Annotated in this window: 20 protein-coding genes and 1 pseudogene; 7 read left to right on the top strand and 14 right to left on the bottom strand. The window is 71.7% G+C overall.

Annotated features, from left to right (window positions below; all coding sequences use genetic code 11):
* Positions 1–166 precede the first annotated feature (166 nt).
* Positions 167–655, top strand: a complete 489-nt coding sequence (locus ABZX02_RS33130) for a transcriptional regulator (protein ID WP_030471611.1) — start codon at positions 167–169, stop codon at positions 653–655.
* 98 nt (positions 656–753) lie between these two features.
* Positions 754–1935, top strand: coding sequence for an MFS transporter (locus ABZX02_RS33125; RefSeq protein WP_355304138.1), 1182 nt, complete (start codon positions 754–756; stop codon positions 1933–1935).
* On the opposite strand, the gene ABZX02_RS33120 is transcribed toward ABZX02_RS33125, so the two are convergent.
* Complete coding sequence (locus ABZX02_RS33120; protein ID WP_355304137.1) at positions 1889–2605, bottom strand: RNA polymerase subunit sigma-70; 717 nt, start codon at positions 2603–2605, stop codon at positions 1889–1891. The genes ABZX02_RS33125 and ABZX02_RS33120 overlap by 47 nt on opposite strands.
* 83 nt (positions 2606–2688) lie before the next feature.
* Entirely contained in the window at positions 2689–3498 is an 810-nt protein-coding gene (locus ABZX02_RS33115; protein ID WP_355304136.1) for a sigma-70 family RNA polymerase sigma factor, read from the bottom strand.
* Here ABZX02_RS33115 and ABZX02_RS33110 point away from each other — a divergent pair.
* The 3 genes and pseudogenes from ABZX02_RS33110 to ABZX02_RS33100 form a co-directional block, all read left to right on the top strand.
* A pseudogene (locus ABZX02_RS33110) lies at positions 3443–3670 on the top strand (hypothetical protein); the annotation flags it as partial. The gene ABZX02_RS33115 and the pseudogene ABZX02_RS33110 sit on opposite strands and share 56 nt — an antisense overlap.
* A gap of 85 nt (positions 3671–3755) precedes the next feature.
* Positions 3756–4175 carry a hypothetical protein gene (locus ABZX02_RS33105; RefSeq protein WP_355304135.1) on the top strand — a complete coding sequence of 140 codons (420 nt, stop codon included), beginning with the start codon at positions 3756–3758 and terminating at the stop codon, positions 4173–4175.
* A gap of 12 nt (positions 4176–4187) precedes the next feature.
* The gene (locus ABZX02_RS33100) at positions 4188–4817 is read left to right on the top strand and encodes an HD domain-containing protein (protein ID WP_355304133.1); all 630 of its coding nucleotides are present in this window, start codon (positions 4188–4190) and stop codon (positions 4815–4817) included.
* A gap of 52 nt (positions 4818–4869) precedes the next feature.
* Here the strand turns inward: ABZX02_RS33100 and nusB are convergent, their stop codons facing one another.
* From nusB to ABZX02_RS33085, 3 genes are read right to left on the bottom strand one after another with little or no spacing between them, the layout of a single operon-like run.
* Positions 4870–5289 (bottom strand): transcription antitermination factor NusB, encoded by a 420-nt coding sequence (gene nusB / locus ABZX02_RS33095; RefSeq protein ID WP_355304131.1) that lies wholly within the window; start codon positions 5287–5289, stop codon positions 4870–4872.
* Complete coding sequence (gene efp, locus ABZX02_RS33090; RefSeq protein WP_355304129.1) at positions 5289–5855, bottom strand: elongation factor P; 567 nt, start codon at positions 5853–5855, stop codon at positions 5289–5291. The genes nusB and efp overlap by 1 nt, the downstream gene beginning before the upstream one ends.
* 31 nt (positions 5856–5886) lie before the next feature.
* Positions 5887–6957 (bottom strand): Xaa-Pro peptidase family protein, encoded by a 1071-nt coding sequence (locus ABZX02_RS33085; RefSeq protein WP_355304127.1) that lies wholly within the window; start codon positions 6955–6957, stop codon positions 5887–5889.
* Positions 6958–6992: 35 nt separating this feature from the next.
* Here ABZX02_RS33085 and ABZX02_RS33080 point away from each other — a divergent pair, with 35 nt between their 5' ends.
* On the top strand, positions 6993–7397 hold the full coding sequence (locus ABZX02_RS33080) for a B-4DMT family transporter (protein WP_355304125.1): 405 nt from the start codon (positions 6993–6995) through the stop codon (positions 7395–7397).
* Here ABZX02_RS33080 and ABZX02_RS33075 read toward each other — a convergent pair.
* On the bottom strand, positions 7381–7989 hold the full coding sequence (locus ABZX02_RS33075; protein ID WP_355304123.1) for a hypothetical protein: 609 nt from the start codon (positions 7987–7989) through the stop codon (positions 7381–7383). The genes ABZX02_RS33080 and ABZX02_RS33075 overlap by 17 nt on opposite strands.
* Positions 7990–8008: 19 nt before the next feature.
* Complete coding sequence (locus ABZX02_RS33070; RefSeq protein ID WP_355304121.1) at positions 8009–8386, bottom strand: VOC family protein; 378 nt, start codon at positions 8384–8386, stop codon at positions 8009–8011.
* 25 nt (positions 8387–8411) lie between these two features.
* Here ABZX02_RS33070 and ABZX02_RS33065 point away from each other — a divergent pair, with 25 nt between their 5' ends.
* Positions 8412–9158, top strand: coding sequence for a Long-chain-fatty-acid--CoA ligase (locus ABZX02_RS33065; RefSeq protein ID WP_355304120.1), 747 nt, complete (start codon positions 8412–8414; stop codon positions 9156–9158).
* On the opposite strand, the gene aroQ is transcribed toward ABZX02_RS33065, so the two are convergent.
* From aroQ to ABZX02_RS33030, 7 genes are all read right to left on the bottom strand, one after another.
* Positions 9148–9576, bottom strand: a complete 429-nt coding sequence (gene aroQ / locus ABZX02_RS33060; RefSeq protein ID WP_355304118.1) for a type II 3-dehydroquinate dehydratase — start codon at positions 9574–9576, stop codon at positions 9148–9150. The genes ABZX02_RS33065 and aroQ overlap by 11 nt on opposite strands.
* On the bottom strand, positions 9573–10682 hold the full coding sequence (gene aroB / locus ABZX02_RS33055; RefSeq protein ID WP_355304116.1) for a 3-dehydroquinate synthase: 1110 nt from the start codon (positions 10680–10682) through the stop codon (positions 9573–9575). Before aroB ends, aroQ begins: the two co-directional genes overlap by 4 nt.
* The gene (locus ABZX02_RS33050) at positions 10679–11185 is read right to left on the bottom strand and encodes a shikimate kinase (protein ID WP_355304114.1); all 507 of its coding nucleotides are present in this window, start codon (positions 11183–11185) and stop codon (positions 10679–10681) included. Before ABZX02_RS33050 ends, aroB begins: the two co-directional genes overlap by 4 nt.
* Complete coding sequence (gene aroC, locus ABZX02_RS33045) at positions 11182–12381, bottom strand: chorismate synthase (protein WP_355304112.1); 1200 nt, start codon at positions 12379–12381, stop codon at positions 11182–11184. The genes ABZX02_RS33050 and aroC overlap by 4 nt, the downstream gene beginning before the upstream one ends.
* A gap of 13 nt (positions 12382–12394) precedes the next feature.
* Positions 12395–12847 carry an A24 family peptidase gene (locus tag ABZX02_RS33040; protein ID WP_355304110.1) on the bottom strand — a complete coding sequence of 151 codons (453 nt, stop codon included), beginning with the start codon at positions 12845–12847 and terminating at the stop codon, positions 12395–12397.
* A 99-nt stretch (positions 12848–12946) separates the two neighbouring features.
* Positions 12947–13402, bottom strand: a complete 456-nt coding sequence (locus ABZX02_RS33035) for a PTS glucose transporter subunit IIA (RefSeq protein WP_355304108.1) — start codon at positions 13400–13402, stop codon at positions 12947–12949.
* Complete coding sequence (locus ABZX02_RS33030) at positions 13399–13635, bottom strand: PTS glucose/sucrose transporter subunit IIB (RefSeq protein WP_355304106.1); 237 nt, start codon at positions 13633–13635, stop codon at positions 13399–13401. Before ABZX02_RS33030 ends, ABZX02_RS33035 begins: the two co-directional genes overlap by 4 nt.
* Positions 13636–13715 lie beyond the last annotated feature (80 nt).

The following is a 13715-nucleotide window of genomic DNA, read 5'->3' as shown; positions in this document are numbered from 1 at the left end:
CGGACGGTCAACCATCCGAGTGGTAGGCCAGGCGTGGCGCGCGTCTCTCCTTGAGATCAGCTTGACCTGCCGGACACGGCGAGTAATCATTACTCTGCGTATCGATCTAAGCCTCCCCGCAGCACGCTCGTACTGCTGACGGGGCGAATGAACGGAGAACCGCCACATGGGCGACTACGCCAAGGCGCTGGGGGCCAAGCTCCGCGCTATCCGCCAGCAGCAGGGTCTGTCCCTGCACGGCGTCGAGCAGAAGTCCGGCGGTCGCTGGAAGGCCGTGGTCGTCGGCTCGTACGAGCGCGGTGACCGCGCGGTGACCGTGCAGAAGCTGGCCGAGCTGGCCGACTTCTACGGGGTTCCCGTCGCCGAGCTCCTGCCCGAGGGCCGCGTGCCGTCGGGTGCCGAGCCGGCCACCAAGATCGTGATCAACCTCGAACGGCTGCAGCAGCTGCCGGTCGAGAAGGTCGGCCCGCTGGCGCGCTACGCCGCGACCATCCAGTCGCAGCGCGGTGACTACAACGGCAAGGTCCTCTCGATCCGCACCGAGGACCTGCGGTCGCTCGCGATCATCTACGACATGACGCCGGGCGAGCTCACCGAGCAGCTGATCGACTGGGGCGTGCTGCCCCCCGAGGCCCGGCCGGCCAAGGAAGACTGAAGCTTCCACGTTCGGAGCAGTGGCTCCCCTGACGTCCTGCCAGTCGCCCTGAGGACGTCCGGGGAGCCACTGCTGCATTCGAGTGGGAGGCACCGAGCGTGACGACGTACCGCGAGGTCCTGCGGACGCCGAGGGTCGCGCCCCTGCTCGGTGCCGCGCTGTGTTCCCGGCTCGCGGAGCAGATGTTCACGTTCGTGCTGGTCCTGCACGTGCTGGGCCTGTTCGGCTCCCCCGCCCTCGCAGGCGCCGTGGTGTTCGCCGCGGTCGCTCCCGGCCTGCTCGTCAGCCCGGTCGCGGGCGCGCTGCTGGGCCGCGCCGGGGTGGTGAGGTCGATCGTGGCCGACCTGGTGGCGAGCGCCGTGCTGGTGGGCGCGCTCGCGTTCGCGCCGGCCGACGTCGCCACGATCCTCGTCCTGGCCGCGCTGTACTCGCTGACCAGTCCCCTCAACATCGCCGGAGTGCGCGTGCTGCTGCCGCGCCTGGTGCCCCGCCGTGCCGCCGAGCGGGCGAACGCGCTGGACTCGGGGCTGTTCAACCTCGTCGAGGTGCTGGGACCGGTGCTCGCGGGCGGGCTGTTCGCCCTGGCAGGCGGCCGGACGGCCCTGCTGGTCGTGGCCGCGCTCTACTTCGTGGCCTGCCCGTTGATGCTGCTGTTGCCGTCGGATCGTCCGTCGGGCGTCGTGCACCCACCGCTGCTGCGCGCCACGGGGGACGGCGTGCGTTACGTCCTGACGCATCCGCTGCTCCGCGGGCTCGTGGTGTCGTACGGCCTCTACCAGGTCGCGTGGGGTGTGCTGGTGGTGGCGGTGCCGACCGTGGCCGGGGACGCGCGGGCCGGCCTGCTGTGGGGTGCCGCCGGGCTCGCGGGCCTGGTCGGGGCGTTGCTCGCGGGTCACGTCCTGCGCGAAGGCCGCGAACGGGCGGCGATGGTGGTGGGCATCGCCGCCACGGCGTGCGCGGTGCTGGTCGCCGGTCTCGGTCTCACCGGGCTGACCATCGGGCTGATCCTGGTCGGACTGGTGTCCGGCCTGGTCAACGTGGGTCTGCTGACTCTGCGTCAGCGTCGTGCGGACCCAGACCGACTCGGCCGGGTGCTGGCCGTGTCGATCAGCCTGAACGTCCTGGGTATGCCCGTCGGGTCGGCCATCGGCGGAGCGGTGCTCCAGTGGTCGGCCGGGTGGGCGTTCGCGGTGGCGGGTGCGGCGGCCGCGCTCGGGGCCGTCGCGGTGCTGGTCACGGTGCCGAGGGAACCAACCGGCGGGCGTGCTCCCGGTCCGTGATGGCGTGGATCGCCGCGATCCTGTTCTCCCGCACCGTGAACGCCACCAGGGCGACCGGCTGACCGTCCACCGCCGACACCAGGCCCGCCTCGCCGCCGACGACGGCCGGTTCCAGGCACGGAGCCGCGCGCAACGCCTCGACCTTGGGCGCGACCATGCTCGCACCGCGCAGCCAGATCCCCTCCGACCGCAGCGTCACGTCCGGGTCCAGCACGTCCGCGCCGGCCAGGAACGCGTCGACGACCTCGCGTTGAACGGCCAGGCCCACGTCGGGCACCGGTCTGCCCGTCACCCGCGTGCGCGCCCGCGCCTCGACCTGCGCCGCACCCAGCGGCGTACGGCCGATCAACGGCGCGACCTGCTCGAACGGTTCCTCGAACATGTCGTGCAGCACGTACGCGACCCGTTCGTCGGGCGTCAGCGCGTCGAGAGCGGTGAGCACGCCGAGCCCCGGCTCGCGGTTCGGTCCCCTGCTCACGACCGGGTCCGGCATCTCGAACCCGTTGCGGCCCCGCGCGCGCAGCATCGTGAGGCTCACCCGCGCCACCACGGTGCTCAGCCAGCTCGGCTCACCGGTCTTCTCGATCTTGCGCCGCGCCTCCCGCACCGCGTCGGCGGCCTCGGCGAACCGGCCGAGCATCCGGTAGGCGAGTCTCTCCCCCTGGTCCATCATCGGTCCCCTTCGATCGTGCGCCCACTTCCACTAGACACCGAGCGCTCGGAGGATGTGACCAGCGACAGCAGTGGTGATGCTCACGGAATAAGCGCGGCGAGCTGCTTTTCGTCCTGGATCACGTGGATCGCGGCGATCTGTCCATCCCGGACGGTGAAGGCCATGACCGAGAACAGCACGCCGTCCACCCGCGTGACGAAGCCGGCCTCGCCGCCGATGACCGCGAACTCGACGGATGCCAGCCCCGCGTACTTCCGGAACAGGCTCGCACGACCCGCGACGGCCCGCCCGCCGACCACCTGGAGATCACCCGCGCGCAGCACGACGTCCGGGTGCAGCACGGCGACCAGTCCCTCCAGGTCCCCTTCCCGGGACGCCCGGAGGAACGCCCGCACCACCTCGCGCTGCTGCGGCAGGTCGACGTCCGGCTGAGGCCGGTCCTGCACGCGCCTGCGGGCGCGCGACGCCAGCTGCCGGGCCGTCGCCGGGGTCTTGTCGATCAACGGCGCGATGTCGTCGAACGGCACGGCGAACATGTCGTGCAGCACGAACGCGAGCCGTTCGTCGGGCTTGAGGGAGTCGAGGACGATCAGCATCGCGAGCCCGACCTGGTCGTTCGCGACGGCCTGCTGCTCCGGCTCGTCACCGACGTCGATCACGGGGTCGGGCATCTCGTGGGCGTGCTCGCGGCGGTCGCGCAGCATGTTCAGGCACACCCGGCCGACGACGGTGGTGAGCCAGGCGGCCGGGTTGTCGATCTCGGACGTGTCGGCGCGGTCGACGCGCAGCCACGCCTCCTGCAGCGCGTCGTCGGCCTCGGCGAACGAGCCCAGCATGCGGTGGGCGACGGCGCGCAACCGCGTGCGCTCCTGTTCGAACTGCGCGATCAAAGCTTCCCCCTGTGGCCTGGCGCACACCCTGTCACGTTTCCGGCCGCCGCCGGGTCAACCGGGCAACGACTCGTTCTGGAGGGTAATCATGAAGATCGTCGTCACGGGCGGCACCGGCAACCTCGGCAGGCACCTCGTCCCGCTGCTGCGCAACGCCGGCGCCGAGGTCACGACGCTGAGCAGGCACGGCGACATCGCCTGCGACCTGCTCGCGGGCGACGTCGCCGATCGGCGCGGACACCGTGCCGCTCGCGTGGTTGCGCACGAAGCTCGCCTGCGAGGAGGCGGTCGCGGCGTCGGGCATCCCGTTCACGGTCCTGCGCGCCGCCCAGTTCCACGAGCTGACGCTGACGGTGGTGCGCGGTCTCGCGAAGCTCCCGGTCGTGCCGGTGCCGGGCCTGCGGTTGCAGCCCGTCGACGCCCGCGACGTGGCGGTCCGGCTCGCCGAGCTCGCGCTGGGGCGGCCCGCCGGGCGCGTGGCCGACCTCGCCGGACCGGCCGTGCACGACCTCGGCGAGCTCGTGCGGGACTACCTGACCGCCACCGGGAAGCGGCGGCTCACCGTGCCGGTGCGGCTGCCGGGGAAGGCGGGCAGGGCCTACCGGGGCGGGCTGAACCTGGCGCTGGACGGCGACCACGGCACCCGGACGTGGGAGGAGTTCCTCGCCGATCGGTAGGATCCTGACAACGTGACAGGACTTCTCGCTGATCAGAACCCGTTGCCGTCCACCTTGGACTCCCGGCTGCGCGAGCACCTCACGTTCCTGATCGAGGTCGACCAGCTCAAGACCGTGCTGCGCGCCTCCCCTCTCGCGGCGGCCGACAGGCGTGAGAACGACGCGGAGCACTCGTGGCACCTCGCGTTGATGGTGATGACGCTCGCCGAGTACGCCGACGAACCGATCGACGTCGGCCACACGATGAAGCTCGTGGTGGTGCACGACCTGATCGAGATCTACGCGGGCGACACGCCGATCTACGACACCGCGCTGGCCGAGAGCCAGCAGGAACGCGAGGAGGCGGCCGCGGACCGGTTGTTCGGCCTGCTGCCCGAGGACGCGGGCCGCTCGATGCGCGCGTTGTGGGACGAGTTCGAGGCGCGGCAGACGCCCGAGGCGCGGTTCGCCAAGTCCATGGACCGGCTCCAACCGCTGCTGCTCAACTGGATGGCCAAGGGCGGCACCTGGCGGACGCCCGGGGTGACCGCGAACGACGTGAGGGCTCGCAAGGCCGTGATCGGCGAGGGCTCCGCCAAGCTGCTGGAGGCAGCGCTGCAGCTCATCGACGAGGGCGAGCGGCGCGGCTGGGCACGCTCCTAGGACGCACGACGGCCGCCTGCCCCGCAGGACAGGCGGCCGGGGTGAAGCCGAACTAGAGAACGGCGCGCAACTGGTCCGCGATGACCGCGATCCGGCCGAGCACACCGTTCACGAACCGCGGCGAGTCGTCCGTGGACAAGCCCTTGGCGAGCTCCACGGCCTCGTCGATGGCCACCGCGTCCGGCACGTCGGCCGCCCACAGCAGCTCGTACAGGCCGATGCGCAGGACCGCCCGGTCGACCGCCGGCATGCGCTGCAGGGTCCAGCCCTCGGCGTGTTCGGAGATCAGGTCGTCGATGCGCGCGCGGTTCGCGGTGACGCCCTCGACCAGTGCGACCGTGTAGTCGTTCACCGGGGGGACGTCGGGCGAACCCACGCGCCCGGCCAGCAGCGTCACCGGGTCGGTGCCCAGCAGGTCGGCTTCGTAGAGGAAGTCGACCGCGCGCTTGCGGGCCTTGCTCCGTGCGCCCATTACTTGTCGCTGATGCGGCCGAGGTACCGGCCGTCGCGGGTGTCGACCTTGATCTTCTCGCCCGTCGTGACGAACAGCGGGACCTGGATCTCGGCACCGGTCTCGAGGCGCGCGGGCTTGGTGCCGCCGGTGGAGCGGTCGCCCTGCAGGCCCGGGTCGGTGTGCTCGATCACGAGCTCGACCGAGGTCGGGAGCTCGATGAACAGCGGCACGCCCTCGTGGACGGCCACGACGGCCTCCTGGTTCTCCAGCATGTAGTTGGCGGCGTCGCCAACCGTGTCGCCGGGGACCGGGATCTGGTCGTAGGTGTCGCCGTCCATGAAGATGAAGTCGGCGCCGTCCTTGTAGAGGAACGTCATGCCGCGCTTGTCCACGGTGGCGGTCTCGACCTTGGTGCCCGCGTTGAAGGTCTTGTCGACGACCTTGCCGGTCAGCACGTGCTTGAGGGTCGTGCGCACGAAGGCGCCACCCTTGCCGGGCTTGACGTGCTGGAACGCGGTGACGGTCCAGAGCTGGCCGTCGAGGTTCAGCACCAGGCCGTTCTTCAGGTCGTTCGTGGTGGCCACGGTGGGATTTCTCCTGTGTAGGACGGGGGTGTCAGACGACCACGAGTTCTTTCGTGGTCAGGGTGAGGAGCTCCGGACCGCTTTCGCGGACCACGAGGGTGTCCTCGATGCGGACCCCGCCCCGCCCCGACAAGTAGACGCCGGGCTCGACGGTGACCGCCATACCGGCCGAAAGTGTACCGGCACCCGCCTTGGACAAAGCCGGTGCCTCGTGGATCTCCAGCCCGACCCCGTGGCCGAGGCCGTGCAGGAACTCCTCCCCGTGCCCGGCCTTCTCGATCACCTCGCGCGAGGCGCGGTCGACGTCGCTGACCTTCACGCCGGGCGCGAGGGCGTTGCGGCCGGCGGCCTGCGAGCGCGCGACCAGGTCGTACAGGTCGCGCTGCCAGTCGGCGGGCTTGCCGAGCACCAGCGTGCGGGTCATGTCGGAGTGGTAGCCGTCGACCAGCGCGCCGAAGTCGAGCTTGATGAAGTCGCCGGGGTGCAGCACCGCGTCCGTCGGCGAGTGGTGGGGCACGGCCGAGTTCGCGCCGAACGCCACGATCGAGGAGAACGACGGGCCCGCCGCGCCGTGGTCGAGCATGCGGCTCTCCAGCTCGCGCGCGACCTCGCGTTCGGTCCGGCCGGCCCGCAGGCCGCCGTGCCCGATCAACGCCGCGAGCGCCCGGTCCGCCGCCGCGCACGCCATCCGCAGCGCCTCGATCTCGACCTCGTCCTTGACCAGCCGCAGCTTCTCGACCAGGCCACCGGCCTTGACCAGCTCCGCCTTGCCCGCGGCGGCCGTGAGCTCGTCGAGCCCGTCGACCGTGACGTGGTGGCTCTCGAACCCGAGCCGGCCCTTCGCCCTGGCCGCGAGCGCGGTGTCGCACGGCCGGTCGATGAGCCGTTCCAGGTCCGGCACCTGCTTCGCCGACTGGGTGAGGTAGCGGCCGTCGGTGCAGAAGACGTCGTCGCCGTCCGCGCGGACCAGGACCGCGGCGTTCGACCCGGTGAACCCCGTCAGGTACCGGACGTTCAGCAGGTTCGTCACGAGGAGCGCGTCCAGGTTCGTGGACTGGAGCTCCCGGCGCAGTGCGGTTCGGCGTGCGGCGTACGACGACATGTCTCGCAGCGTACGGCCAGTCCTAAGCTGTCCGCATGAGTCCTTGGTTCGTCCGTGCGTTGTGGATGGGGCTCCTGCACGGGGCCGTGCAGACCGGAGTGGCCGCGGTGGGCGTGCGCAGCCCCGAGGCGTCGTCGGTCCGGCCGATCGCCCTGGCGCTGCTGATCGTCGCCGCGGTGCTGTGGGGCGCCGTGGACACGTTGCGCGACCTGGACGGGCGCGGCATGCAGTGGTTCATCGCGTCGTTGATCGCCGGTCCGTTCGCGGGCGCGCTCGGCGTGATCGGGTCGGCGTTGCTGGTCGACCAGACCGGGCAGGAGGCGCTGTGGGTGGCGCTGACCGGCGGCGCCGCGTTCACGGCGTTGCTGATCCTCGCCCCGGCCGGCCTCGGCATGCTGCTCGGCGGGTTCCTCGCGCAGAAGGCTAGTCCGAGGAGCTGACCGTCAGCAGGTAGCGCGCGGATGTCTGGAAGTCGCCCGACTCCCCCTTGACCTCGAGCTCGTGCTCGCCCGGCGACAGCGGCGGGATCCACGCCCACAGCCCGCACCCCTGCACCGCGACCCGCCCCTGCGGCCGCCCGACCGCGTTGCCCTCCACCGCCTGGAAGGTGATGGCGACCGGCGCGATCCGCCGCAGCTCCACCAGCTGCCCGTCGAGCGTCACCGAGCCCTTGGCGGTCTCCATGAACGCCGCGCAGTCCGAGTCCGACGCGGCGAGGTTCAGCGCGGGACCGGCGAGCGGCCGGCCGGCGGGCACGCGGCACTTGCGGGCCACCGAGCCGCCGAACGTGCCGGCGAAGAACCACACGTCCTGCGGCTGGTTCTCCGCGCACCACTGCCCGGTGTCGTCGACGACGGGGTTGCGCCTCTCCGGGCTCGACGCGGCCCAGGTCCACCACTTCGCCTGCAGCTCCTGGTCCGACAACTGCTCGGTCGCGGACGTGGTCGTCTCGCTGCTGACGGGAGCGGGCTCCGGCGAGGCCGCGCACCCGGCGAGGAGCAGGGCGAACGCGGCGATGAGCAGTCTCGGCACGAGCGGCATCTTTACACGTTCAGCCTGCTACGAGCTCTATTTCGAAGCCGTCTTCGTTCTCCAGGAACGCGGCGTAGTGGTCCGGTCCTCCCGCGTGAGGATGGCGGTCCGCGAACATGAGTTTCCAGCCGTGGGCCTCGGATTCTCCGGTGAGGCGGTCGACGGTCGCTCGGGTGCCCGCGTGGAGGGCGAGGTGGTTCAGGCCTGCCTTCATGCGGTCGTGGGGGCCGGTGATGGCCGGGGACTGCTCGACCACGACGTAGGTCTCGCCGTGCTTCCAGCTGACGCCGACGGGCCAGCGCTGGTGCTCGGTCCAGCCGAGTTCGGTGAAGATCCACCCGAAGGTGGACTCGGCCCGAGCCAGGTCGGGCACCCACAGTTCGACGTGATGCAGCATTCCGCGCCTTCCTACGATCGACCGGGTGGAGATCGTCTCGAACGCCTCGCGCCCTGATCTGCAGGGTGCCGCGCAGGCCGCGCTGCGGGACGGCTGGCCGCCGTTCGTGCTGCGCGGGCAGGTCCCGGCCACCCACCGCGCCGCCGTGGCCGAGTACTTCCCGCGCTACGACGTGCTGCTGGTCGAGGACGACCTGGTGCTGGCGCGCGCGACGGCGGTGGCGCTGCGGTGGGACGGCGAGCCGTCGACGTTGCCGGACGGCGGGTACGACGGCGCGCTGGTCGCGGCGGTCGCCGGGCACGAGAGCGGGGTCGTGCCGGACACCCTGTGCGTCGTGGCGGCGACCGTGCGGGCCGATCGGATCGGTGGCGGGCTGGCGGGGCGGGTGCTGACCGGGCTGCGCGAACGGGCCGCCGAGGACGGGCTCGCGCGGGTGGTCGTGCCGGTGCGGCCAACGTCGAAGGCGGACCACCCGCTGACGTCCATGGACGAGTTCCAGCGGTGGACCCGCGAGGACGGGCTGCACGTCGACCCGTGGATCCGCACGCACCAGCGGCTCGGCGCCACGATCCTCGGCCCCGCGCCACGGTCGATGGTCGTGACCGGGACCGTCGCGGAGTGGGAGAGGTGGACCGGGATGGCCTTCCCGCACAGCGGGCGGTACGTCGTCGCCGGCGGGCTGGACCTCGTCGAGATCGACCGGGAGCGCGAACAGGGCGTCTACGAGGAGACGAACCTCTGGATGCGCCACCCGGTGCGCGCTACTTCCTGAGCGACAGCCAGCGCAGGGCGAGCAGGTAGCCCTCCACGCCCAGCCCCACGATCACGCCGCTCGCCACCGCCGAGATGACGCTGTGGTGCCGGAACTCCTCGCGCTGGTGGATGTTCGAGATGTGCACCTCGACCAGGGGCGCGGTGAGCTGCGAGCAGGCGTCGCGGATCGCGATCGAGTAGTGCGTCCAGGCCGCGCCGTTGAGGATCACGGGGGTGGAGGTGTCGGCGGCCTCGTGCAGCCACTTGACCATGTCGCCCTCGTAGGCGGTCTGGCGGACCTCCACCTCGAAGCCCAGGGTCTTGCCCTCGGCCACGCACATCTCGACGAGGTCGGCGTGCGTGGTGCTGCCGTAGATGAGCGGCTCGCGGGTGCCGAGGCGGTCGAGGTTCGGGCCGTTCAGGACGAGGACCTTCACAGCAGCACCGTCCCGCCCGCGGACTTGGGCTCGGAGGCGACGGCCGAGTACGCGGCGGCGATCAGGGCCGGGTCCGGGCCTTCGAGGCGGCCCGGCTTGGCGAGGCCGTCGAGGACGACGAAGCGGAGCACGCCCGCCTTGTTCTTCTTGTCGACCTTCATGCCCTCCATCAGCTGCGGGAGGCCGTCCGGGTCGTAGGTGGTCGGCAGGCCCAGCAGTTCGAGGACGCGCTTGTGGCGGTCGGCGGTCTCGTCGTCGAGGCGGCCGGCGAGGCGGGCCAGTTCGGCGGCGAAGACGAGGCCCACGCTGATGGCGGCGCCGTGGCGCCAGCGGTAGCGCTCGCGGCGTTCGATGGCGTGGCCGAGGGTGTGGCCGTAGTTGAGGATCTCGCGCAGCGACGACTCGCGCAGGTCGTTCGAGACGACGTCGGCCTTGATCTGGATCTTGCGGCGGACGAGCTCCGCGAGCACGTCGCCGGTCGGGTCCAGGGCGGCCTGCGGGTCGGCCTCGATGAGGTCGAGGATGACCGGGTCGGCGATGAAGCCGCCCTTCACGACCTCGGCCATGCCGGCGATGAGCTCGTTGCGCGGCAACGTCTCCAGCGTCGCGAGGTCGACGAAGACGACCTCGGGCTCGTAGAACGTGCCGACGAGGTTCTTGCCCGCGTCGGTGTTGATGCCGGTCTTGCCGCCGACGGCGGCGTCGACCATGCCGAGCATGGTGGTCGGGATGTTGACCAGGCGCACGCCGCGCATCCACGTGGACGCGACGAACCCGGCGAGGTCCGTGACGGCGCCGCCGCCGAGGCCGACGACCACGTCGGAGCGCGACAGGCCGATCTTGCCGAGCACGTCCCAGCAGAAGCCCGCGACGGCCAGGTCCTTGCCGTCCTCGGCGTCGGGCACCTCGACGCGGTGCGCGTCGATGCCGGTCGCCTTCAACTCGTCGACCAGCACCTCGGCCGTGGCGGCCAGGGTCGGCTGGTGCACGATCGCGACCTTGGCCGTGCCCTCGAGGTGCGCGACGATCTCGCCCAGCAGCCCGCGGCCGATCACGACGACGTACGGCTTCTCGGCGTTGACCTCGACGGTCAGCGGCTCGGTCATTCCCCAACTCCCTTGATCACCGCGTCGGTCACCTGCTCCGGATCGAGCGCGTCCGTCAGGACCTCGACCGTCGCGACCTCGCGGTACAGCGGCAGGCGCGCGTCCAGCAGCGCCTTGAACGTGGCGCGCGGGTTCACGCCGGTCAGCAGCGGGCGGTTGGACGCGAGCCCGGTGCGGCGCACGCCCTCGGCCATGCCCACGTTCAGGAACACCACGGTGTGCTCGCGCAGGCGTTCACGGGTCGTGGCGGACAGCACCGCTCCCCCGCCCAGCGCCAGCACGCCCTCGTGCTCGACGAGCGCCTTGGCGACCGCTTCCTCTTCCATGGCGCGGAAAGCGGGCTCGCCGTCGGAGGTGAAGATGTCCGAGATCGGCTTGCCCGCGAGCGCCACGATGTCGGCGTCCACGTCGCGGAACGGCAGGCCGAGCCGGGCGGCCAGCATTTCGCTGACGGTGGTCTTCCCGGCTCCGGGAGGACCGACCACCACGTACCGGGGGCTCACATGCCCTCCCAGCGGGCTTCCAGCGCCTTGAGGTACGCGTGGGCGTTGCGGCGCGTCTCGTCGAGCGAGTCGCCGCCGAACTTCTCCAGCGCGGCCTCGGCCAGCACCAGCGCCACCACGGACTCCAGCACGACGCCGGCGCGCGGCACGGCGCAGACGTCCGAGCGCTGGTGGATCGCGACGGCGGGCTCGCCGGTGCGGACGTCCACGGTGGACAGTGCGCGCGGGACGGTCGAGATGGGCTTCATCGCCACGCGGGCGCGCAGGATCTCGCCGTTGGTGATGCCGCCCTCGAGACCACCGGCGCGGTTCGAGCGGCGGGTGACGCCGACCGGGCCGCTGCCGCGGTCGATCTCGTCGTGCGCCTGCGATCCCCAGCGCTTCGCCGACGTGAAGCCATCACCGATCTCGACGCCCTTCATCGCCTGCACGCCCATCAGGGCGGCGGCCAGGCGCGCGTCGAGGCGGCGGTCCCAGTGCACGTGCGAGCCGAGGCCCGGCGGGAGTCCGTAGGCGAGCACCTCGATGACGCCGCCGACCGTGTCACCGGCCTCCTTGACGGCCTCGACCTCGGCGACCATCGCGTCGGTGCCGCGCGGGTCGAAGCAGCGCACGGGCGACTCGTCGATCGCGGCGAGGTCGTCCGGAGTGGGCAGACCGGCGTCCTCGGGCGTCTCGGCCTTGCCGATGGACACCACGTGGCTGAGGACCTGCACGCCGAGCAGCTGCTGCAGGAACTGGCGGGCGACCGTGCCGAGAGCGGTGCGCGCGGCGGTCTCGCGGGCGGAGGCGCGCTCCAGCACCGGGCGGGCCTCGTCGAAGCCGAACTTCTGCATACCGGGCAGGTCGGCGTGGCCGGGCCGCGGGCGGGTGAGCGCCTCGTTGCGGCCGGTGGGCTTGAGCAGCGAGGGGTCGACCGGGTCCGGCGACATGACCGTCTGCCACTTGGGCCACTCGGAGTTGCCGATCGTCACGGCGATCGGACCACCCTGCGTCCTGCCGTGGCGCACGCCGCCGAGGATCTCGACCTCGTCCTGCTCGAAGCCCATGCGGGGCGAGCGACCGAACCCGAGCCTGCGGCGCCCGAGCTGGGCGACTAGGTCCTCGGTGGTCACCTCCACCCCGGCGGGCATGCCCTCCAGGACGGCGACGAGGGCGGGGCCGTGTGACTCTCCAGCGGTGATCCAGCGCAGCACGTTCACAATCCTTTCACAGCGTCGTCAACGCCCAGGTGGCGGCCAGCAGGCCCGGTCCGTGCGGCACGGCGCGGGTGCGTCTGCACGCCGCGATCACGAGCGTGACGGCGCTCGACAGGATCGCCGCAGGTAGGAGTGACGGCAGCGGGAGCGCCGCGCCGAGCCCGAACGCGAGCTTCACGTCGCCGCCGCCCATCAGCGCGGGCCGGTACCGGCGCACGGCGAGATGCGCGCCACCGAAAACGAGCGCCGTGAGGGCCGCCGCTCCCAGCCCGTGGAACTGCAGGAGCAGCAGCGCCGCGCCCAACGGGAGGGTGAGCGCGTCCGGCAACCGGTGGTGCCGCAGGTCGATCATCACGAGCACGATGCCGAACCAGGCGAGCAGGAACGACGAGGGTGGGGCGTCCAGGACGGCGGCGACCGTCCACAGGGAACCGAGTGCGAACGCGAGCAGGACCGTGGTCATGGGGACCACGGTCCTGCTCGGCACGGCTTGGGCCAAATCCCGGCATGTGGTGAACGGACCGTTCACGCACGGGTTCGCCGGAGGAACGAACTGACCGGCTCAGCGGGTCCAGTCGAACAGCGCGTCGTTCGCCGCGACGTCCACGCCCAGCGCCAGGTCGCCCAGCGTCTCCGCCGCCGCGTCGAGCGCGATGACCGGGCAGATCGGCGCGAACCCGGCCGCCTCGACCTCGGCCGGGTCCCACGTCACGATCTTCTGACCGGCCTGGACCTGCTCGCCCTTGACGACGTGGAGCTCGAAGCCCTCGCCCTTGCGCTTCACGGTGTCGATGCCCAGGTGGACCAGCACCGCGGCGCCGTCTGCACCGGCGACCACGAACGCGTGCGGGTGCAGCGTGACGACCGTGCCGTCGAGCGGCGAGACCACGTCGGCCTTCGACCGGACGGGCTCGACGGCCACACCGGGGCCGACCATGGCCTCGGCGAAGACCTGGTCCGGAACCTCGGAGAGCGCGACCACGCGCCCGGCCACGGGGCTGCCGACGCGGACGCTCACAGGAGGTCCTCGATGTCCGACGCGATGGTGTCCGCCTCGGGCCCGACGACGACCTGGACGACGTTGCCGGAACGCATGACTCCGTGCGCTCCCAACGCCTTCAGCGCCTTCTCGTCCACCACGGACCCGTCCTCGAGCTCACAGCGCAGGCGGGTGATGCAGGGCTCGATCTCGATCACGTTGTCGCGCCCGCCCAGCGCCGCGAGGATCCCCTGAGCCTTCTCGTCAGCCACGTTCGTACCTCTCGTTCCCGTAACAGCGGTTGACACCCGCTCGGTGCGCGGAGCATTCTCCCGCACCAACTGGTCTAGAC

Origin of the sequence: Lentzea sp. NPDC003310 (assembly GCF_040610935.1) — a bacterium.
Classification (GTDB): Bacteria; Actinomycetota; Actinomycetes; order Mycobacteriales; family Pseudonocardiaceae; genus Lentzea.
The sequence above is the reverse complement of the archived record's forward strand: the minus strand, read 5'-3'. Positions and strand labels throughout refer to the sequence as shown.